At 48.6% G+C, this 19223-nt stretch carries 18 protein-coding genes; 9 read left to right on the forward strand and 9 right to left on the reverse strand.

The genetic code is table 11. The features are described from left to right. Positions 1-65 precede the first annotated feature (65 nt). The 4 genes from BUB18_RS01930 to BUB18_RS01945 are packed head-to-tail and all read left to right on the forward strand — an operon-like array spanning position 66 to position 2919. A complete protein-coding gene (locus BUB18_RS01930) occupies positions 66-539 on the forward strand; it encodes an Lrp/AsnC family transcriptional regulator (RefSeq protein WP_245805600.1) in 474 nt (157 codons plus the stop codon). 1 nt (position 540) lies between these two features. Beyond that, positions 541-1398 carry an AraC family transcriptional regulator gene (locus BUB18_RS01935; protein ID WP_073077481.1) on the forward strand — a complete coding sequence of 286 codons (858 nt, stop codon included), beginning with the start codon at positions 541-543 and terminating at the stop codon, positions 1396-1398. 60 nt (positions 1399-1458) lie between these two features. Then, a complete protein-coding gene (locus tag BUB18_RS01940) occupies positions 1459-1854 on the forward strand; it encodes an ester cyclase (RefSeq protein ID WP_073077482.1) in 396 nt (131 codons plus the stop codon). 27 nt (positions 1855-1881) lie between these two features. After that, positions 1882-2919, forward strand: coding sequence for a S66 peptidase family protein (locus BUB18_RS01945; RefSeq protein ID WP_073077484.1), 1038 nt, complete (start codon positions 1882-1884; stop codon positions 2917-2919). Here the strand turns inward: BUB18_RS01945 and BUB18_RS01950 are convergent. Beyond that, positions 2912-4237 carry an NCS2 family permease gene (locus BUB18_RS01950; protein WP_073077486.1) on the reverse strand — a complete coding sequence of 442 codons (1326 nt, stop codon included), beginning with the start codon at positions 4235-4237 and terminating at the stop codon, positions 2912-2914. The two genes, BUB18_RS01945 and BUB18_RS01950, sit on opposite strands and share 8 nt — an antisense overlap. A 53-nt stretch (positions 4238-4290) precedes the next feature. Between BUB18_RS01950 and BUB18_RS01955 the strand changes: the two genes are divergently transcribed. Genes BUB18_RS01955 through BUB18_RS01965 form a run of 3 tightly spaced genes read left to right on the forward strand, consistent with a single transcriptional unit; the run spans position 4291 to position 8340 of the window. Next, positions 4291-6744, forward strand: coding sequence for a ligase-associated DNA damage response DEXH box helicase (locus tag BUB18_RS01955; RefSeq protein ID WP_073077487.1), 2454 nt, complete (start codon positions 4291-4293; stop codon positions 6742-6744). Positions 6745-6783: 39 nt separating this feature from the next. After that, a complete protein-coding gene (pdeM, locus tag BUB18_RS01960; RefSeq protein WP_178372064.1) occupies positions 6784-7431 on the forward strand; it encodes a ligase-associated DNA damage response endonuclease PdeM in 648 nt (215 codons plus the stop codon). Positions 7432-7437: 6 nt separating this feature from the next. After that, positions 7438-8340: a histone deacetylase family protein gene (locus BUB18_RS01965; RefSeq protein ID WP_073077488.1), complete on the forward strand. Its 903-nt coding sequence runs from the start codon at positions 7438-7440 to the stop codon at positions 8338-8340. A 77-nt stretch (positions 8341-8417) separates the two neighbouring features. Here the strand turns inward: BUB18_RS01965 and BUB18_RS01970 are convergent, their stop codons facing one another. Continuing rightward, complete coding sequence (locus tag BUB18_RS01970; RefSeq protein ID WP_073077489.1) at positions 8418-9068, reverse strand: ABC transporter ATP-binding protein; 651 nt, start codon at positions 9066-9068, stop codon at positions 8418-8420. A 101-nt stretch (positions 9069-9169) separates the two neighbouring features. On the opposite strand from BUB18_RS01970, the gene BUB18_RS01975 reads away from it, so the two are divergent. After that, positions 9170-9391 (forward strand): DUF2795 domain-containing protein, encoded by a 222-nt coding sequence (locus tag BUB18_RS01975; protein ID WP_012794455.1) that lies wholly within the window; start codon positions 9170-9172, stop codon positions 9389-9391. 250 nt (positions 9392-9641) lie between these two features. On the opposite strand, the gene BUB18_RS01980 is transcribed toward BUB18_RS01975, so the two are convergent. The 5 genes from BUB18_RS01980 to BUB18_RS02005 all read right to left on the reverse strand — a co-directional run bounded on the left by BUB18_RS01980 (position 9642) and on the right by BUB18_RS02005 (position 16275). Then, complete coding sequence (locus tag BUB18_RS01980; RefSeq protein ID WP_073077490.1) at positions 9642-10457, reverse strand: enoyl-ACP reductase FabI; 816 nt, start codon at positions 10455-10457, stop codon at positions 9642-9644. Between the two features lie 195 nt (positions 10458-10652). Then, complete coding sequence (recN, locus tag BUB18_RS01985) at positions 10653-12299, reverse strand: DNA repair protein RecN (protein WP_073077491.1); 1647 nt, start codon at positions 12297-12299, stop codon at positions 10653-10655. 41 nt (positions 12300-12340) lie between these two features. Then, a complete protein-coding gene (locus BUB18_RS01990) occupies positions 12341-13828 on the reverse strand; it encodes a tetratricopeptide repeat protein (protein WP_073077492.1) in 1488 nt (495 codons plus the stop codon). 596 nt (positions 13829-14424) lie between these two features. Beyond that, the gene (locus BUB18_RS02000) at positions 14425-15177 is read right to left on the reverse strand and encodes a zinc ribbon domain-containing protein (protein ID WP_073077494.1); all 753 of its coding nucleotides are present in this window, start codon (positions 15175-15177) and stop codon (positions 14425-14427) included. A gap of 3 nt (positions 15178-15180) precedes the next feature. Then, entirely contained in the window at positions 15181-16275 is a 1095-nt protein-coding gene (locus BUB18_RS02005; RefSeq protein WP_073077495.1) for a Nif3-like dinuclear metal center hexameric protein, read from the reverse strand. 61 nt (positions 16276-16336) lie between these two features. On the opposite strand from BUB18_RS02005, the gene BUB18_RS02010 reads away from it, so the two are divergent. Further along, positions 16337-17833, forward strand: a complete 1497-nt coding sequence (locus BUB18_RS02010) for a carboxypeptidase M32 (RefSeq protein WP_073077496.1) — start codon at positions 16337-16339, stop codon at positions 17831-17833. 93 nt (positions 17834-17926) lie between these two features. Here the strand turns inward: BUB18_RS02010 and BUB18_RS02015 are convergent, their stop codons facing one another. Beyond that, positions 17927-18616, reverse strand: coding sequence for a thioredoxin domain-containing protein (locus BUB18_RS02015; RefSeq protein WP_073077497.1), 690 nt, complete (start codon positions 18614-18616; stop codon positions 17927-17929). Between the two features lie 10 nt (positions 18617-18626). After that, on the reverse strand, positions 18627-19214 hold the full coding sequence (locus BUB18_RS02020) for a methyltransferase domain-containing protein (RefSeq protein WP_073077498.1): 588 nt from the start codon (positions 19212-19214) through the stop codon (positions 18627-18629). Between the last annotated feature and the right edge of the window lie 9 nt (positions 19215-19223).

The raw sequence follows: 19223 nt of genomic DNA on the forward strand, positions 1-19223 counted from the left end.
TATCTATCTTTATGTAGATTTTTATTCCATAAAGATCTATATTCTTTTACTAAATCAGGAAAAAATTGGAAACAACACAACTGGTATTGGATGAAAAGGACATGAACATCCTGCGCCTCTTGCAACAAGATGCCAAGATGACCATGCGCGATATAGCTGCCCAGCTTAACATGAGCACCACGCCCGTATATGAGCGCATCCGCAAGATGGAACAGGCAGGTATCATTAAGCAATATGCCGCCATCGTGGACCCCGGTAAAATTGGTAAAGGATTAACAGTACTGGTTTACATTACCTTAAAAGAACACAACAAAAAGTACGGAAAAAAATTCATCCAGGAAATTCTGAACTTCCATGAAATTACCGAGTGCCTTAACATCTCCGGTGAATTTGATTTCATGATCAAAGTACAGGTACGCGATATGGATGAATACCGCGAATTTTATGTGAATAAACTGGGTGAACTCGATAACCTCAGTCACACCCAAAGCATTTTTGTAATTTCAGTGATTAAAGCTACCCATCAGGTAGTGTATTGATATGCTGCTTAAATTTCCACAGGACTTTCCCGGTCAGCAACTGCTGAAATTGGGCAACACGCATTACGCCATGCTCAAACAACGCCGCATGGCCGAAAAACGACGTGTATTCCTGAAAGAAAACACGCTCATCTTCGTACTCAACGGCTATAAAATCCTGCATACCAACGATACCTCCATCGAGGTAGCCGCAGGCTCCGTATTCATCCTCCGCAAGGGTTTTCACATCCTGTCCGACATCGTGGAAGACGGCACCGATTTTAAGAGTCTGCTGATCTATTTTACGGACGAACAGGTAAGCCGATTTATTCACAAATATGGCGCACACTTCCCAGCTACCGGCTCACCTGTGGCTAACCTGGTGATTCCCATCACAACGGCACTAAACAGCTTTCAGGAACAATACCTGCAGTACTTTACCGCACCACCCGCTACAATAGGAGAACTGCTGCCCTTGAAAGTATTTGAATTACTCCTGCTCCTGCTGGCCACACCGCAAAAAACTCAGGTAGCAGCCATGCTGCATGATATCGCCAATGGCAGTGCGCCAAATATAGACTGGGTAGTAAAACACCACCTCTTTGAACCACTTACCCTGCCGGAACTGGCCCGGCTCTCCAACCGAAGCCTCGCTGCATTTAAGCGGGATTTCCAGCAGCATTTCCAGAGCAGCCCGCGGCAATGGATCACTGCGGAGCGACTCAAATACGCCCATACCCTCCTGCTTAATTCACAACTACAGATCACCGAAATAAGCCTCGAATGCGGCTTTGAACATACCCCACATTTTATATCCCTGTTCCGCAAACAATATGGTACCACCCCGCAGGCCATGCGCACCAAAAATGTTATGATCTGAGCCGATCGCGTTACCCGGACCTTCCCCACCAATTTACCTTTGCAGTAAATAAAAATTACTATGCAACACACTGCTGAACAAAACATGGCTACCGTAAGACTTTTCAATGAAGCCTGCCTCCTCCACAAAGACATGGAAACTCTTGACGCCATCGTACATCCTGATTTCATCAATCATACCGCTGCTCCGGGGTTTTCCAAAGATATTAACTCTCTCAAAACCTTTATCCTCACAGGGCTCAGCAATATCGGTGATCTTAAACTCGACATCCATGCCATGTATGCCGATGGAGATACCGTAATCACCCATAAAACGTTTACGGGCATACTGAATGCACCTTTCCTGGGACTGACAGCCATCGGCAAGCCATTAACCATGCGGATCATTGATATCGTGGAATTGAAAAACGGACAGTACGTCGCGCATTGGTCCGTACGGGAATTGAGGCAGGCATAATCCATAAAATATGCTTACTTTAATCCAATGAATCGTAAGCATTTTTTATCCGCCTTAATATCCACCGGTGCCGCCTTTCCGGGCGTCAGAGCAGCAGCTGCCATACTGCCTTTTGACGACATGCCTGCTCATCCCATTATCCCGCCGTATCTCAAGGAAGGTGATGAGATAGGTATTACCTGCCCGGCAGGGTTTATTAACAGGGATGAAATTGATGCAGCAGTACGCATTATGGAAAGCTGGGGGTTTGTGATTCGTATAGGCAGCACCGTAGGACTGAAAGATGGTTCGTTCGGCGGCACGGATGCGCAACGTGCCGCCGACTTCCAGGATATGCTTAACAACCGGGACATCAAAGCCATTATGTGCGCCCGCGGCGGATACGGTAGCGCCAGGATGATCGACCGGCTCAATTTCGACGCGTTCACCAAACATCCCAAATGGATCATTGGATTTAGCGACATTACGGCGTTACACAGCCATATCAACAGCAGGTTTAACATCTCCAGTATACACAGTAAAATGTGTAACAGCTTCCCTGATGATTTTCGTACATCCGACGCCGTGATGCAGGATACCATCTCCTCCATTTATAAATCACTCACCGGAACCGCCATGCAATATACTGCCGTAGCTGATCCCAACAACCGGCAAGGCAGCGCCACTGCACCACTAGTTGGGGGTAATCTCAGTGTGCTGCAAAGCATGTCGGGCACTCCGTCAGAAATCAACACCAAAGGGAAAATACTTTTCCTGGAGGAAGTTGGGGAATATTTATATAGCCTGGACAGAATGCTGGGAACCCTGGAAAGATCCGGCAAACTTCGACACCTTAAAGGCCTGATCATTGGTGGTTTCAACCGCATTAAACCCGATGATCCGGGAGAAGAATTTGGCAGAACTTTGTACGATATGATATTCGAACGCGTGGGAAAATACAACTACCCGGTATGCTTTAACTTCCCGGTAGGCCACCAACGTAATAACTATGCCCTGAAATGCAATGCGATACATACCTTACAAGTCAGCAACACGGGTACTACGCTGGTAGAAAAAACTATTTAACAAAGAAGGTTACGATAAACAGGATGGCCAGCACATACATGACAGGGCTGATTTGCTTATGCTGCCCTGTACATACTTTCAGCAACACATAGGATAACATTCCGAATACGATGCCTTCTGCAATGCTGTAAGAGTAAGGCATCATAGCGATGGCTAAGAATGCCGGCAGCGCTTCCGTTACATCATTGAAATCTATTTTTGTAACGGCGCCCATCATCAGCATGCCCACAATTATCAAGGCAGGTGCAGTAGCTGCGGTAGGAATCATGGCAAACACCGGCGCAAAAAACAAGGCCAGCAAAAACATGATGGCTACCGTAAAAGCCGTAAGCCCTGTTTTGCCACCAGCCGCAATACCACTCGCACTTTCCACATAGGCTGTTACCACACTGGTACCCAGTAAGCCGGCAGCCGTAGTACCCACCGCATCCGCCATCAGGGCCTGTTTGGCGCGTGGCATGCGACCATCCTTGTCCAGCAATCCTGCTTTGTTACAAAGGCCGATCAGCGTACCCACCGTATCAAACAGGTTCACCATCAGCAGTGTAAACAGGATCTTGACCATGTCCATTGAAAATATTTTATCGAATTGCAGCTTAAACGCTACGGGTGCTACCGACGGTGGCCATCCAATCAGGTGGCCGTTTTCAGGCATATGGGTTATACCCAGCGGAATGCCCACCAGCGTTGCAGCCAGGATACCGATCAGCAACGCCGCATTGATGCCCTTGTACATGAGCACAGCGCTTACAATCACGCCAATCAATGCCAGCAGCGGACCTGCAGAGGTAAGATCACCCATTTTAAGGATCACCCCTTCCAGCCGGCCATCACCCACATGATGCATGCCTGTTTGGATGATGCCCGCATTGGCCATGCCTATCAGCGCAATCAGCAAACCTATGCCTACCGATATGGCATGCTTGAGATTGGACGGGATACTGTTGATGATCGCCTCCCGTATCTTAAAAAGAGAAAGAAAAATGAAAATAACCCCTTCCAGGAATACCGCTGTAAGCGCAAACTGCCAGCTATAGCCCATGGCCGACACAATCGTATACGCGAAAAAAGCATTCAGCCCCATACCCGGCGCCACCCCCACCGGCAGATTAGCGTAAAACGCCATCACCAGCGTACCTATGGCCGCCGCCAGGGCAGTAGCCGTGATCAGGGCATTGAAATCCATGCCCGTTTGGGACAAGATACTGGGATTTACCGCCAGTATATAAGCCATGGTGGAGAAAGTAGTGAGGCCTGCCAGGACCTCCTTTTTGAAAGTGGTCTGGTTTTCTTCCAGCCTGAAAAATTTAGAGAGCATGTTGCAAAAATAGTGTCTTAATTTTATCCAATAACCCGGTAAGGAAATTGTGCATGAAAGGACATCAGGTAATCACGGAATGGCTCGCCGCTAAAGAGCTGCAACCTTTTCAATTCCAGCAAGAAGCCTGGGAAGCGTACCTGCAAGGCAAATCAGGACTTGTAAACGCGCCCACCGGCTTCGGTAAAACGTTCTCCCTGTTTCTGGGAGTCGTGATCGCATGGATTGATGCGCACCCCAAAGACTATCAGAAAAAAAAGAAAAACGGCCTGCAACTCATCTGGATCACACCGCTGCGCGCACTGGCCAAAGATATTGCCCGTGCCATGTCCGAAGTACTGGACGAACTCGGCATCCCCTGGCAGGTAGGCATTCGCAGCGGCGATACCTCCACTGCTACCCGCGCTGCACAAAAAAAGCAAATGCCGGAAGTACTGCTCATTACCCCTGAAAGCATGCATATCCTGCTTGCCCAAAGGGACTATCCCGCACACTTCCAGCACCTGCACACCATTGTGGCAGACGAATGGCATGAACTCATCGGCACCAAAAGAGGCGTGCTGGTGGAACTGGCGCTAAGCCGCCTCCGCGGGCTGGCCATCGAAGAAAATCGCCCTCCCCTTAAAGTCTGGGGCATATCTGCTACCATCGGCAACCTCGACGAGGCCATGCAGGTACTCCTGGGTCCTTACCATAACGATGGCATCATCATAAGGGCACTTTTAAGGAAGAAAATAGCCCTTACCAGTGTAATCCCTACTGAGATAGAGAATTACCCCTGGGCCGGCCATTTGGGCCTTAAAATGCTCCCACAGGCTATTCCGATAATCAAGGAGAGTCAAACCACTCTCCTGTTTACCAATACCCGTTCCCAAAGTGAAATCTGGTACCAGTCGCTCCTCACCCACTGCCCGGAGCTGGCGGGAGCCATAGCCTTACATCACGGCTCAATGGACATGGAACTGCGTGTATGGGTGGAGGAAGCCCTGCATAATGGCATCCTGAAAGTGGTGGTATGTACCGCCAGTCTGGACCTTGGCGTGGACTTCCGCCCGGTGGACACCGTTATACAGGTAGGAAGTCCGAAGGGCGTTGCCCGGTTTCTGCAAAGGGCCGGCCGTAGCGGCCACCAGCCAGACGCTGTCAGCAAAATATATTTCCTCCCTACCCATGCGCTCGAGCTCGTGGAAGCCGCGGCGCTAAAGGCAGCCATGGGACAGGAACTGATTGAAAGCCGCATGCCCGTACTCCTTGCCTGGGACGTGCTGCTGCAATACCTGATGACGCTGGCCGTATCCGATGGCTTTCATGCAAACGACATCTGGGAAGAAGTACGTAAAACCTACTGTTTTCAACATATTACCCCGGAGGACTGGCAATGGCTGCTGGCCTTCCTCACCACTGGCGGCGAAGCTCTCTCAGGGTATGATGAGTTTAAGAAAGTAGAGAGAAGCGGGAACTACTACCGCTGTACCAGCCGCGTACTGGCCATGCGCCATCGTTTGCATATAGGCACCATCGTCAGTGACGTGATGATGAAAGTGAAATTCCTTTCCGGTGGCTATGTGGGTGTGATAGAAGAAGGCTTCATTTCCCGGCTGCAACCCGGCGAATCCTTTACACTGGCCGGCCGTAACCTGGAATTTGTGATGACGAAAGATATGACGGCCCTCGTGCGCAAATCCACTTCCAAAAAAACGATTGTACCCTCCTGGCAGGGCGGCCGTATTCCACTGTCGTCCAACCTGGGAAAAATGCTCCGCCAGAAGTTTAACGAAGCGCTTAGCCGCCGAACCAAAGACCCGGAGCTGATTGCCCTGCAGCCGCTGTTTCAGCTGCAGGAGCACTTATCCCACGTTCCTAAAGATGATGAGCTGCTGATAGAGCATATAGCTACCAAAGACGGCTACCATCTCTTCTGCTTTCCATTCGAAGGGCGGCTGGTGCATGAGGTAATGGCCGCACTGCTGGCATACCGTATCAGCAGAATTCAGCCCATTACTTTCTCGATAGCGATGAATGATTATGGGTTTGAGCTCCTGTCCGACCAGCCCATTCCCGTGACGGCGGAGAATGCGAAGGCGCTGCTATCTCTCGAAAACCTGAATACAGAACTACAAGCCAGCGTGAACTCCACGGAAATGGCGAGGCGTAAATTCAGGGATATAGCGGTGATTGCCGGTCTCATTTTCCAGGGCTATCCCGGTAAAAGCAAAGCCAACAGGCATTTACAGGCGTCTTCCTCCCTTATATTCAACGTGTTCCGGGATTATGATCCGCATAACCTGCTGCTGCAACAGGCGTTTAATGAGGCCTTCTTTTACCAGATGGAAGAAGCCAGGCTCCGTGAAACGCTGGAACGCATAGCGGTTAGCAAGATTGTAATCACCCGCCCGGAGCGGCTCACACCCTTCTGCTTCCCGATTAAAGTGGATAGTTTGCGCGATACCATGACCAGCGAAAAACTGGAAGACCGCATCAAAAAATTGATCGCCGCAAACGGGTAATAATTGATAATTTGCAGCCTGATTAAAAAAGAGGAAAGCGTGACAGGGGAAATATTCGTATACCAATCGCAGCACTGGCACCTGTTGCCGGAACGCGCGATATACTGGCAGGAAGAACAGGCACTTATTATTTCAGATCTGCATCTGGGCAAGGCTACACATTTCAGGAAGGCCGGCATTGCTGTACCTACCGGCATTGTGGAGGAAGACCTGCTGCGATTACAGCGGCTGATCACCCGCCTGCAGCCTACGCAGATCATTATTGTAGGCGATATGTTTCACAGCCGGGAAAACAGCGAGGTGCAGTATTTTAAGATCTGGCGCCAGCAGTTCCCGCACATCATTTTCCACCTGGTAGTTGGCAATCATGACATTATGCCGGAGGAGATATATGTCAACCTGCAGGTCACTACTTCTCCCCACCTTACCATTCGCGATATTCACTTTATTCATGAGCCCTGCGAGGGCGCTAACGGTTATACATACACGTTTTCCGGGCATCTGCATCCGGGATATGTGATGGCAGGTTTGGCCAAACAGCGTTTGCGATTGCCCTGCTTTTATTTTGGCCGCCATTGCGGGATTTTACCCGCCTTCGGTGATTTTACCGGCATGGCCAGCGTAGATGCCGAGCCGGGAGAGGCAGTTTTTGTAATTGCCGGTCAGTCGGTAGTAAGGGCCCAATAAGGTTTTATGAAGATAGCATTCCATGACGTTTACGTACATCCGTTGCCGCCGGAGCATCGCTTTCCGATGGTGAAGTATGAACTGATCCCCCAGCAACTGCTGCGGGAAGGGATCATTCAGCCGATGCACCTGTTTGAACCTTCGCCACTGGATGAAGATATTATCCTGCTCACCCACGAAAAGGAATACTGGCATAAACTGCGCGATCAGCAGCTCACCTACCGCGAGCAGCGGGTGATTGGCTTTGAGCAAAGCGAACGCCTGACCCTGCGCGAAATCACGATCGGCCAGGGAACGATCGACATCTCCCTGCATGCACTGGATCACGGCATCGGCTTTAATGTGGCCGGTGGCACCCACCACGCATTTGCCGCCAGGGGCGAAGGCTTCTGCTTACTCAACGATATTGGTTTGGCGGCTAACTACCTGCTGGATCGGCGTAAAGTGAAGCAGGTACTGGTGGTGGACCTGGATGTGCACCAGGGCAACGGAACGGCTTCCCTCTTTGAAAATAACGGCAGTGTATACACGTTCAGCATGCACGGGGCACATAATTATCCATTCCATAAGGAGCGCTCCGACTGGGATATTCCCCTGCCGGATGGCATCACTGACGGGCCATACCTTCAGGCACTGAAAGATGCTTTACAGATTTTGATAAACAAGGTGCGGCCTGATATTGTATATTATTTATCCGGGGTCGATATTCTGGAAACAGATAAGCTGGGAAAGCTCAAAATCACCGCGGCGGGATGTCTGGAAAGGGACATACTGGTATTTGACATATTGAAAAAACATGATATACCCGTGGCCGTAGTCATGGGTGGTGGGTATTCGCCGAAGGTGAAAGACGTGGTGGATGCGCACTGCCGTACTTTTAGTGCGGGTATGGATATATACGGCTATTAACCGGGAGCCGGGTCAGGGCCTGCGGCCCTGACCCGGCTCCCGAAAAGCGTCCGGCAAAGCCGGGCGCTTTTCGGGAGCTAAATGATTTTACCATCCTTCATCACAAGCTGGCGGTCGCTAAGCGGCGCCAACTCTTCGTTATGCGTAACGATAATGAATGTCTGGTTCAGTTTTTCCCGGAGTTCGAAGAACAGGTTATGCAGTTCTCTGGCATTGCGGGAGTCCAGGTTACCGGTAGGCTCATCGGCCATTACCACATCTGGGGAGTTGATGAGCGCGCGGGCTACGGCCACACGCTGCTGTTCACCACCGGATAGGGCGCCGGGTTTATGATCCAGCCGGTCCTTCAAACCGAGGGTTTCGAGGAGGAAAACAGCTTTCTCTCTGACAGTATTTTTGTTGACACCGGCGATATAGCCGGGAATACAAACGTTTTCAATGGCAGTAAACTCCGGCAGCAGGTGGTGAAACTGAAAAATAAAGCCAATATGGCGGTTCCGGAAGTCGGCCAGGCGGTTGCCTTTCAGTTCAGTCAGGTTTACATCATTGAGCAGTATTTCGCCGGAGCTGGGCTGGTCAAGTGTTCCAAGGATATGCAACAGCGTACTCTTGCCGGCTCCTGAGGAACCAACGATAGTCACTATTTCTCCTTTACTGACAGTTATATCCACTCCCTTTAAAATCGGTAAGTTGGAATAATTTTTGGTGACATTGCGAGCGGTTAGCATAACCCAAAGAAAAGTAAATAACCAATAAAATAGTAAAAGTTGTTTATTTCAAATTAAATAATACTTTTGCGGAAAATTAAAAAAGTAAAAATTTTAATAAGATGTACTGGACATTAGAATTAGCTTCATACCTGGAGGATGCTCCATGGCCAGCTACGAAAGACGAACTCATTGACTACGCAATCCGCTCCGGTGCACCGATTGAAGTGATTGAGAACTTACAGGAGCTGGAAGATGAGGGGGAAATTTACGAAGGTATTGAGGATATCTGGTCCGATTATCCGTCACAGGATGACTTCTTCTTCAACGAAGATGAGTATTAATCAGATAATCCGTTGTTACTTATAGGCTCCTGAGGATCCTATGCCGAAAGAACTGCAGCCGTTCCACCGTGGTGGAGCGGCTATTTTTGTGCCTATTTGAAGCTCTTTAGCCATTATGGGGAGTTGGTTCCGACCTTCGGTCGGAACCAACTCCCCATCCAATAACCGCCAAAGGCGGTTGTTGGATGGGGAGCAAAAAAGGCCGCTGCAACTGCAGCGGCCTTTTTCATATAGTCGTACTATTGAGTTATTACTGTTTTTCCATCTGGAGCACCACTCCTTCAGAAACACCGGTGTAAGAGAAGCCACCGTCGTGGAACAGGTTCTGCATGGTCACCATTCTTGTCAGGTCAGAGAAGAGAGTAACCGCATAGTCTGCACACTGGTCGGCGGAAGCATTACCCAACGGGCTCATTTCTTCTGCGTAGGTCATGAAACCATCGAAGCCTTTCACACCACCACCTGCAGTTGTTTTAACCGGAGATTGGGAGATGGTATTGATACGTACTTTTTTATGCACACCGTAGTGGTAACCGAAGCTACGTGCGATGGACTGCAGCAGTGCTTTGGCATCAGCCATTTCACCGTAGTCAGGGAATACACGTTCTGCAGCGATGTAAGACAGCGCAATTACAGAAGACCATTCATTCAGCGCATCCAGTTTGTAAGCTGTTTGCAGCACACGGTGTAAGGAAATGGCGGAGATATCGAATGTTTTGTGGTTAAAATCGTAATCCAGGTCGGTATAGCTTCTGCCCTTACGAATGTTCATACCCATCGCCACAGAGTGCAGTACGAAGTCAATCTTACCGCCAAAATGCTCCATGGATTTAGTAAACAGGTTATTCAGATCATCCATGTTGGTTACATCAGCAGGGATTACCGGTGCATTACAGGTATCAGCCAGCTTTTTGATTTCACCCATACGGAGGGCAATAGGAGCATTGGTAAGCACGATTTCAGCGCCTTCTTCTACACAACGCAGTGCAGTTCTCCACGCGATAGACTTTTCATCCAAAGCGCCAAAGATGATACCTTTTTTCCCTTTTAATAAGTTATGAGCCATTTGGTCAAAAATTAATTTCGGCAAAAATAGTCGTTATAGTTGAAAAAAGCTATTTGATTTATTTACCGGTCAGTTTGAGTGATTTACCTGCCTTCGGCCGGCATTTACACGCAGACTTCCTCCCATGAAGTATACCTGTCTAATTTATATATGCGTGACGCCATAATATCAGGAGTTGTTGGCAGGCAGCTTTTTTCATCTCACCATTTCACGTGCATTTTCTAATGCTGCCGCTGTAGGCTTCTCTCCGCTGAGCATCTGTGCGATTTTACTGATGCGCTCTTCCAGTGTCAGCAGGCGAACGCTGGTACGCACCTTATCGGCAGCTGCATCCTTGTATACAAAGTAGTGTGCGTCTGCTTTACCTGCAATCTGCGGCTGGTGCGTGATACAGATGATCTGGTGCTCCCTGGCAAGGTCTTTTAAGATAACGCCCACCTGCTTGGCTGCCTCACCGGAAATACCGGTATCGATCTCATCGAAGATGAGGGTAGGCAAGTGAACGGATTTTGCCACGAGTGATTTTACACAAAGCATGATACGGCTCAACTCACCACCTGAGGCTACTTTACCAACCGGGGCAAACTGGTTGCTTTTGTTGGCATCGAAGAGCAGGTCGATCGTATCCTGGCCATATGCATTCAGTTCGCCACTGGCGATATCCACTTTCATACGGGCATTTGGCATACCTACCTGTGCCAGCAGTTCATTTACTTTTTTCTCAAATGGTTGTGCAGCGGTAGTTCTGGCGGCAGTGATGCCGGTGGCCAGTTCCTGCAGGCGCGATTTTAATTCGGCCTGTTGCTGTTCCAGTGCAGCCAGTTCCTCATCGAGGTTAAGCACGCTGGAGACTTTCTGTTCCAGTGCGGCTTTGATTTCGAGCAGCTCAGCAGTGGTTTGCACACCATGCTTCTTAAAGAAGCGGTAGCCCATGGCCATGCGCTCGTTTACCTGTTCAATACGTGCACCGTCGAACTGCACCTGGTCGCTAATTCGGTCAATATCACCGGCGATGTCCTGCAGCTCTATATAGAGTGACTGCATTCGCTCTGCCACCGCCGGCACATCTTTATGATAAGAGGCGATTGTTTGCAGGGACGACTGCATTTGTTTCAGTTGTTGTAAGATGGGCTGTTCATCTTCCTTGAGCTGAAAGTAAACGCGGCTAAGGGTATTTTTGATTTCTTCGGCATGACTGAGCACCTGTAATTCGTTGTCCAGGTCCTCGATTTCATTTTCCTTGAAGTCAGCTTCTGTCAGCTCATCCAGCAGAAATTTGTTGTAGTCCAGTTCTTTGTTGGCTACGTCCCTGCTGTCGAACAGTTCCTTATATTTTTTCTGTACCTGTAAGTATTGTTGGAACAGCTGTTGGTATTGCTGCAGTTCCGCTGGTTTGGCGAGGGCATCAATTACTTCGCGCTGAAATTCGGCGTTGCCGAGTTCGAGTGTATCAAACTGCTGGTGTAGGTCTACCAGGTATTGGCTGAGTGCCGACAGCTGGGAGATATTAACAGGTGTATCATTTACGAACGCCCTTGATTTCCCGGCGGCACTGATTTCCCGGCGGATGATCAGCTGATCTTCCACATCGAGTTCATGTTCATTTAGGAATACGGATACCTGCCTGTCTTTAAAGGTGAAAACACCTTCCACGTAACACTTTTCTTCTTTATTAAACAGCACGCCTGGATCTGCTCTTTCACCGAGGATCAGAGAGAGGGCACCGAGCAGGATAGATTTACCTGCGCCTGTTTCACCGGTGATAACATTCAGGTTTCCTGAGAAGTCAACTTCCAGGTGATCAATAATGGCGTAATTTTTTATAATTAAGCGCTGTAACATAAGTCAGGATAATAAAAAATCTATGCAAGTGCTTTATTTCCTCAGCTTCCGCTTATACGCTGGATACCAGCTTTAGCACGGGCGTCGAGGGAATTTTTATAATCGTGCCCTTTCATATCCATGCATCGTTGATAGCATTGGACAGCTCTGGCTTTTTCGTTTCGTTTTTCGTAGATCATCCCCATTTGCAGACTGGCGCGGGCGGCATAATATTCAGGCCTGTTGGCGCCAACTTTCACGGTTACATCATACATCTGGATGGCCTTATCATCCTGGCCGGTTTCGTCATAGATACGACCAAGGCGGTAAGCATATTCCAGTTTTTCGTCCATCGCATCGAAGTCGGCGGCCTTTTTGGTAAGCAATAATTTCAGCGCTTCGCTGAAATATCCGCCATCACTCAGCAGGCGTACTTTCAGCAAAAAGGCGTTGGGCCATCTGCCGCTTTGTGCCTCTTTCAATGCCTGTTTGTCCGCATCCGTTTCCGTACCGCCTTTGGAGAGGATCATCTCTCTATATTTATTGGCAGCCCCCTGATTACCTTCCAGGTAATAATACCAGCTGAGTCGTTGCAAACATTCTTTCAGGTAAAACTTCCCTTTGAAGTTATTGATAAACCTTTCCAGGTAAATGTGTGCATCATCATCGAGCCGGGTGAGCTTCAGCAGTCCGTATACGTAATTGTAATACTGGATATCTGCATAATCTCCTGAATCATTTCTTTCCTGTAACACCCTGATACCGTTGGCGGCTTTCTGGTTATTCATAGAAAGATTGGCCACCATCAGGGCAAAGAGATAATTATTTTTTGTGTCCAGCTGCTTGCGTTGCAGAAACTGCCAGGTATCTTCCGGCTTATTCACCACAAACAGTGTCAGGTAGCAATAGTAGTAATAGGATTCCTCTCTGAAATACCTCGCTTCCGGCGCGCTGCTTTCAATGAACTCATTCACGTTATTCATCCCTTCCTTAATACTGCCTTTCATACCGAGGATGTTGGTAATCCATTTATACCCTTCGGGGATAGTCCCGAAAACGGTTTGCATGGCGCCCAGCAGCATTTTGTTAGGTACAAAGTCAGGGAAGCGTCGTTGGTTTTCTTTCAGCGTCATGTAGGCCTTGCGAACCTCCCATGCAGCATCCCATTTTTCGTTGAACTTCACTTTTACCATTGCCCAGTGGAACTTGATAGCCGCCTGGGTATAGAGGTAGTAGGGAGAGTCCGGTGATCCTTCCGCCATTTTATCAAGACGAAAGCCACGCATATTTCTTTTCCGTGAGTACTCCGAAGGATCTTCATTGAAGAACAGCGGAAAAAAATCTGCATAATCATCCAGGAAATAAGGCATCAGGTTATCCGGATGTTCCTTTTTTTCTGCTTCCAGCAATGCCCTTCCGGCGTTGATACGTAACTGCATGATGGCATCATATGCCTGCTCACACCGTGTGTTAAAGTCATATACCTTCTGACCCGCACTAACGTTCAACGCTACACTCAGTACCAAGATTAATGTAACTACGATTCGCATACCGACAAAATTCCTGAAATTAAAGGTCTTCATTTGATCAAACAATTCACAATTCTCAAAGTTGCCTTATTCCAGCGAATTTCCTGCCACAAATAAAAAGAACTTGTACGCATGGTATGTGCGTGGAGCAATAAATTATAGCAAAACTAATATTTTTAGTAATATGACACTAATTATATTAGTTTATTTTTTTTCATTCATAACGCTTTTCTTTTCCCGCCTTCGGCGGGAAAAGAAAAGCGTTGATCCCCGGGCCGCCGGCCCGGGGATCAACTTGGTATTACGGCAACGTAGAGTTTCCGAAAGGCTGCCGGCAACGGCGGTGATAAAACCAGTGACTGTTCCGGATATATGCCCGGCAATTCCCACAGAATGCATCCGATAATCGCAAATGATAATACCAGTAACTGTTCCGGATACACCCGGCAATACCAAAGAAGGCATCCCGTAATCGCAAATGATAATACCAGTTCCCGTTCCGGGACAGCACCGGCAAAAGTGCAGAACCAAACCGACACCAGCCCGGTACCGCCTGAACCACATAAAAAAACCCCCGCAATTTGCGGAGGTCTTTTATAAAGCGCTTAAGTGAGTACTTAGATAGTTACAGAAGCTTCCAGGTCGTTGTCAACCAGGATACGTCCGCAATGCTCGCACACAATGATTTTCTTGTGCTGACGGATTTCCGCCTGACGCTGAGGAGGGATCGCATTAAAGCAACCACCGCAGGAATCACGAACAATTGTTACCACGGCCAGACCGTTACGGTAATTTTTGCGGATTTTCTCGTAAGCAGCGAGCAAGCGCGGATCTACTTTTCCACGTGCTTCTTCACTCTGCTTTTCGTATGCTGTCTCTTCTTTCTCAGTTTCGGCAATAATCTTTTCCAGCTCACCTTTCTTGTGCTTCAGGTTAGCTTCTTTATCGCCAACCGCTTTTTTAGCACCTTCCAGCACACGGCTCTTATCCTTGATCTCTTCGTTGGCATCTTTAATATGCTTTTCCGCCAACTTGATCTCGAGGTTCTGCATTTCGATCTCTTTGGTAATTGCCTCAAACTCGCGGTTATTCTTCACATTGTCCTGCTGCTTCTCATATTTCTTGATCAGCGCTTCCGCATCTTTAATAGCCGCTTTCTTGTTGGAAACAAAATCCTGGATACCCTTGATCTCATTCTCAATGTGTGACTGACGGGTGTTCAATCCCTCGATCTCATCCTCCAGGTCTTTTACCTCAATCGGCAACTCCCCTTTCAGCACCTGGATCTCATCCAGCTTGGAATCAATCTTCTGCAATCTGAGCACAGACGCTAATTTTTCTTCAACGGAGTATTCTTTTACGGTAGCCATGTATTATAAATAATTTACCGGGTTTGTTTTAATCGTAGATTTAAGAGGCGCAAAATTACGGAATTTTTCAGTCAATATATGATAAAATAATTCCACTGTAAACTGCTCGCTCTCAAAATGTCCAATATCTGCTATAACTATTTGATTATCAGCATCAAAAAATTCGTGATACTTGAAATCCGAGGAAATGTACACGTCCGCCCCAGCTCCAATCGCCCGCTTCAGCAGAAAACTACCAGCACCCCCGCACAAAGCCACCTTACGCACTTTCTTCCCCCTCAGATTCGTATACTTCACACATCCAGCGCCAAACCGCTCCTTTACCAGCCGCAAAAACTCCAACTCATCCATATCCGCCGGTAACTCGCCCACCAGGCCAGAACCCACTTCATTATATGTATTGTCCAGATTTACAATGTCATATGCCACTTCCTCGTAAGGGTGACTCGACAACAGTGCGGAAATCACACGACCTTCCAAATATAACGGAAAAATCACTTCCAACTTCGTTTCCTTTTCAAAATGTCGCTCCCCCACCTTACCCACATATGGATCCGTGCCGGCACCAGCCTTAAACGTGCCCTCACCAGCGCCATTGTAGCTACATTCACTATACTGCCCGATATGCCCGGCACCCGCCTCAAACAGCGCTACCCGCACCTTTTCGGCATCAGCCTCCGGTACAAATGTGTATAACTTCTTTAATAAACCCTTTTTAGGCTGTAACACCCTGCAATGATCCAACCCCAGCCGCGCCGCCATCTCCGCACAAACACCGTTACGCACATTGTCCAGATTGGTATGCGCGGCATATACCGCTACCTCATGCCGGATCGCCTTGATCGCCACCCGCTCCACATAATTGCTGCCCGTAATCTTCTTCAGCCCCCCAAACACAATCGGATGATGCGCCACCACCAGGTTGCAGCCACGCGCAATCGCCTCGTCTATCACCTCCTCCGTAGCATCCAATGTCAGCAATACATTCGTCACCTCCCTGGATGCATCGCCGAAAAGCAGCCCCGCATTATCGTAACTCTCCTGGTACTGCAACGGCGCAAAACTTTCAATCGCCTGAATAATCTCTTTTATCTTCATAATGGGTAAAAATTAATGGTTCATTCGGGCCATCCCCTACATTTGTAAAAAAATATAAGTTATGCCAGGAAGCAAATCTACAGCAGAACAATATGCGGCGTACAAACTAAAGATGCAAAAAATTGCAGACGTAAAAAATGCCATCGCCGTATTGGGATGGGACCAGGAAACCTACCTGCCGGAAAAAGGCGCCGGCTTCAGAGGCCAGCAAATCACCACCCTCAGTACCATCGCACATGAACTGTTCACCTCCCCGGAGCTGGGCAGCCTGCTGCACGACTTGCACAACAACCCGGAACTGGATGCTGTTCAGCAGAAAAATATTCATCTCTCCCTGGAAGACTACGATAAAAATAAAAAATACCCGGCAACGCTCGTGGCCGAATTATCTGAAGCCACCAACCAGGCCTACCACGCCTGGATCAAAGCCCGTAAAGCCAACGATTACAACCTCTTTGAGCCTGCACTCGCCCGCATGGTGGAACTGAAAAAACAGGAAACCGCCGTACTCGGCTATAACGACCATCCCTACAACGCCCTCCTCAACGAATATGAAAAAGGAGCCAATGTAGAAATGCTCGATACCATTTTTGCAGAAGTTAAAACCGCCTTATCCCCACTGCTGGAGGATATCGCCAAACAAACACCCGCCCAACGGGATTTTCTGCACCTGCACTTCGACCGCGATAAACAATGGAAACTCGGTATCGACCTCCTCAAAGAAATGGGGTACGATATGAACGCCGGCCGCCAGGATATCTCCGAACACCCGTTCACCACCAGCTTCAACCCGCTGGATGTACGCGTAACCACCCGCATCGATGAAAATGATTTCAGCAACATGACCTGGAGCTGCATCCACGAAGGCGGCCACGCACTCTACGAGCAAGGCCTGCCCACCGAACAATACGGCCTCCCCTGCGGAGAAGCCGCCAGCCTCGGTATCCACGAATCGCAATCCCGCCTCTGGGAAAACAACGTGGGCCGCAGCCTCAACTACTGGAAATTTCAATATCCACGAATCCAGGCACTGTTCCCGGAACAACTCGGCAACGTATCCCTGCAGCAGTTCTACAAAGCCATCAATCACGTACAGCCATCACTGATACGCACGGAAGCGGATGAAATCACCTATCACTTTCATATCATGATCCGGTACGAAATTGAAAAAGGCCTGATCGACGGCTCCATCAGCACCAAAGACCTGAACAAAACCTGGAACGACTACTACCGTCAATACCTACACGTAGAAGTGCCAAACGATACCCAGGGCGTACTCCAGGATATCCACTGGTCGCATGGCAGCTTCGGCTACTTCCCTACCTATTCCCTGGGAAGCTTCTACGCTGCACAGTTCTTTACCACTGCACAAAAACAGGTACCTGACCTCGACGCCAGCATTGCCATCGGCAACTATCAACCGCTGCTGGACTGGCTGCGGAATAATATACATCCCTTCGGCAGATTCTATACTTCCAATGAACTATGTAAGAAAATTACAGGAAACCCACTGCAGTTCAGCTATTTTCTCGATTATGCCGCAGGTAAGTTTTTATAATTTTTATTTATCTGTCGCCTTCGGCGACAGATAAATAAAAAAGGAACGGATGAAGCCTTCGGCTTCATCCGTTCCTTTTTTATTAAGGTACATCTACTTCAACATATTCATCAACTGCTCCTTGCTGGTTACTCCCGTAAACCTTCCCTGCTCCTCGCCATCTTTATAAATAATAAAAGTAGGCAGCTTCGAAGCATTGATAGACTGCATCACCTCTGTATCATTCCCCCCATCCACTTTTACCAGCTTCACATCCTTACGCTCGTTCAACAACGCCTGCAACACCGGCTCCATCTGCTTGCACGGCGGACACCAGGCAGCACCTACATCCGTAAGTACCCAGCCCTTTGTTTGCACCTGCTGCAAATAACTGCTGATCGCCATCTGAGGCTGTTGTCCCTTAGCGCCAGCCAGCGACATACCCGCCTGCTTCCAGGCATTGATGCCTCCGTCCAGCTCTACTACGCTGGTGAAACCGTTTTCGCGCATCCATTTGGCAGCCGCAGTACTCCGCCCTCCACTCAAACAGTAAATGTATACCGGCTGATCCTTATGCAGGTATTTCACCCGCTCCTGAAACTCCTCTTTCCGGGTGTAATCCGCCTGTAGTGCATTAGGCAAATAACCTGTTCTGAACTCCGCAGCTGTACGTACATCAAAAACCTGCACGCCCGGCTGGGCAATATCTTTGGCAAAGGTTGCTGCATCCTCCCGCTGTTTGTCCTGGGCAGATACGCCCAAACCTGCCAGCAACAAAGCGGATATGGTCAACAATTTTCTCATAAACAATATCTTATTTCGGTATAAAATTAATAAATACTTCCTTGCCCTGACGGGCAGGGTGGGAATTATAACATGCTTCCATCGTATATAACTCAAAATAGGGAGAAAATATTTCCCGGTATTCATGAATATCTCCCCCAAATGGTGGCCCCTCCTGTGGAAACTGCCAGTTAAACAACACGCCTGCCAGATGGCCTCCCGGCACTATTAAACGATGCATATGTTCCACATACTGCCTGCGCAGTCCCGGTTCCAGCGCACAAAAAAATGTTTGCTCCAGCACCAGGTCATACTGTGCCGCATGTACGAAAAAGTCGCCTTCCACCACCTTAATCCCGGTACCTTCAAAACGCTGCCGAAGCCGCTCCGCCACCACCGGCGCAATATCCAGCACCGTCACATCACTAAATCCCTGCTGATGCAAATAATCCGCCTCATAGCTATTACCCCCACCTGGTATGAGTATACGTAACTGCTTATTTTCCACCTGATCTATATAGGCTTTCAACGGGGGCGATACCTGCCCCATATCCCAACCTGTTTCATTGTTCAGGTAACGGTCGTTCCAGTACTGACTATCCATAAAAAGTTGCTGCATTAAATACTG

Source organism: Chitinophaga jiangningensis (assembly GCF_900142605.1).
GTDB classification, from domain to species: domain Bacteria; phylum Bacteroidota; class Bacteroidia; order Chitinophagales; family Chitinophagaceae; genus Chitinophaga; species Chitinophaga jiangningensis.

Excerpts from the sequence above, each read along its gene's own strand:
- BUB18_RS01935 (WP_073077481.1), top strand. The coding sequence starts at position 541 with ATGCTGCTTAAATTTCCACAGGACTTTCCCGGTCAGCAACTGCTGAAA.
- BUB18_RS01940 (WP_073077482.1), top strand. The coding sequence starts at position 1,459 with ATGCAACACACTGCTGAACAAAACATGGCTACCGTAAGACTTTTCAAT.
- BUB18_RS01945 (WP_073077484.1), top strand. The coding sequence starts at position 1,882 with ATGAATCGTAAGCATTTTTTATCCGCCTTAATATCCACCGGTGCCGCC.
- BUB18_RS01950 (WP_073077486.1), bottom strand. The coding sequence starts at position 4,237 with ATGCTCTCTAAATTTTTCAGGCTGGAAGAAAACCAGACCACTTTCAAA.
- BUB18_RS01955 (WP_073077487.1), top strand. The coding sequence starts at position 4,291 with ATGAAAGGACATCAGGTAATCACGGAATGGCTCGCCGCTAAAGAGCTG.
- BUB18_RS01965 (WP_073077488.1), top strand. The coding sequence starts at position 7,438 with ATGAAGATAGCATTCCATGACGTTTACGTACATCCGTTGCCGCCGGAG.
- BUB18_RS01970 (WP_073077489.1), bottom strand. The coding sequence starts at position 9,068 with ATGCTAACCGCTCGCAATGTCACCAAAAATTATTCCAACTTACCGATT.
- BUB18_RS01975 (WP_012794455.1), top strand. The coding sequence starts at position 9,170 with ATGTACTGGACATTAGAATTAGCTTCATACCTGGAGGATGCTCCATGG.
- BUB18_RS01980 (WP_073077490.1), bottom strand. The coding sequence starts at position 10,457 with ATGGCTCATAACTTATTAAAAGGGAAAAAAGGTATCATCTTTGGCGCT.
- recN (WP_073077491.1), bottom strand. The coding sequence starts at position 12,299 with ATGTTACAGCGCTTAATTATAAAAAATTACGCCATTATTGATCACCTG.
- BUB18_RS01990 (WP_073077492.1), bottom strand. The coding sequence starts at position 13,828 with ATGCGAATCGTAGTTACATTAATCTTGGTACTGAGTGTAGCGTTGAAC.
- BUB18_RS02000 (WP_073077494.1), bottom strand. The coding sequence starts at position 15,177 with ATGGCTACCGTAAAAGAATACTCCGTTGAAGAAAAATTAGCGTCTGTG.
- BUB18_RS02005 (WP_073077495.1), bottom strand. The coding sequence starts at position 16,275 with ATGAAGATAAAAGAGATTATTCAGGCGATTGAAAGTTTTGCGCCGTTG.
- BUB18_RS02010 (WP_073077496.1), top strand. The coding sequence starts at position 16,337 with ATGCCAGGAAGCAAATCTACAGCAGAACAATATGCGGCGTACAAACTA.
- BUB18_RS02015 (WP_073077497.1), bottom strand. The coding sequence starts at position 18,616 with ATGAGAAAATTGTTGACCATATCCGCTTTGTTGCTGGCAGGTTTGGGC.
- BUB18_RS02020 (WP_073077498.1), bottom strand. The coding sequence starts at position 19,214 with ATGCAGCAACTTTTTATGGATAGTCAGTACTGGAACGACCGTTACCTG.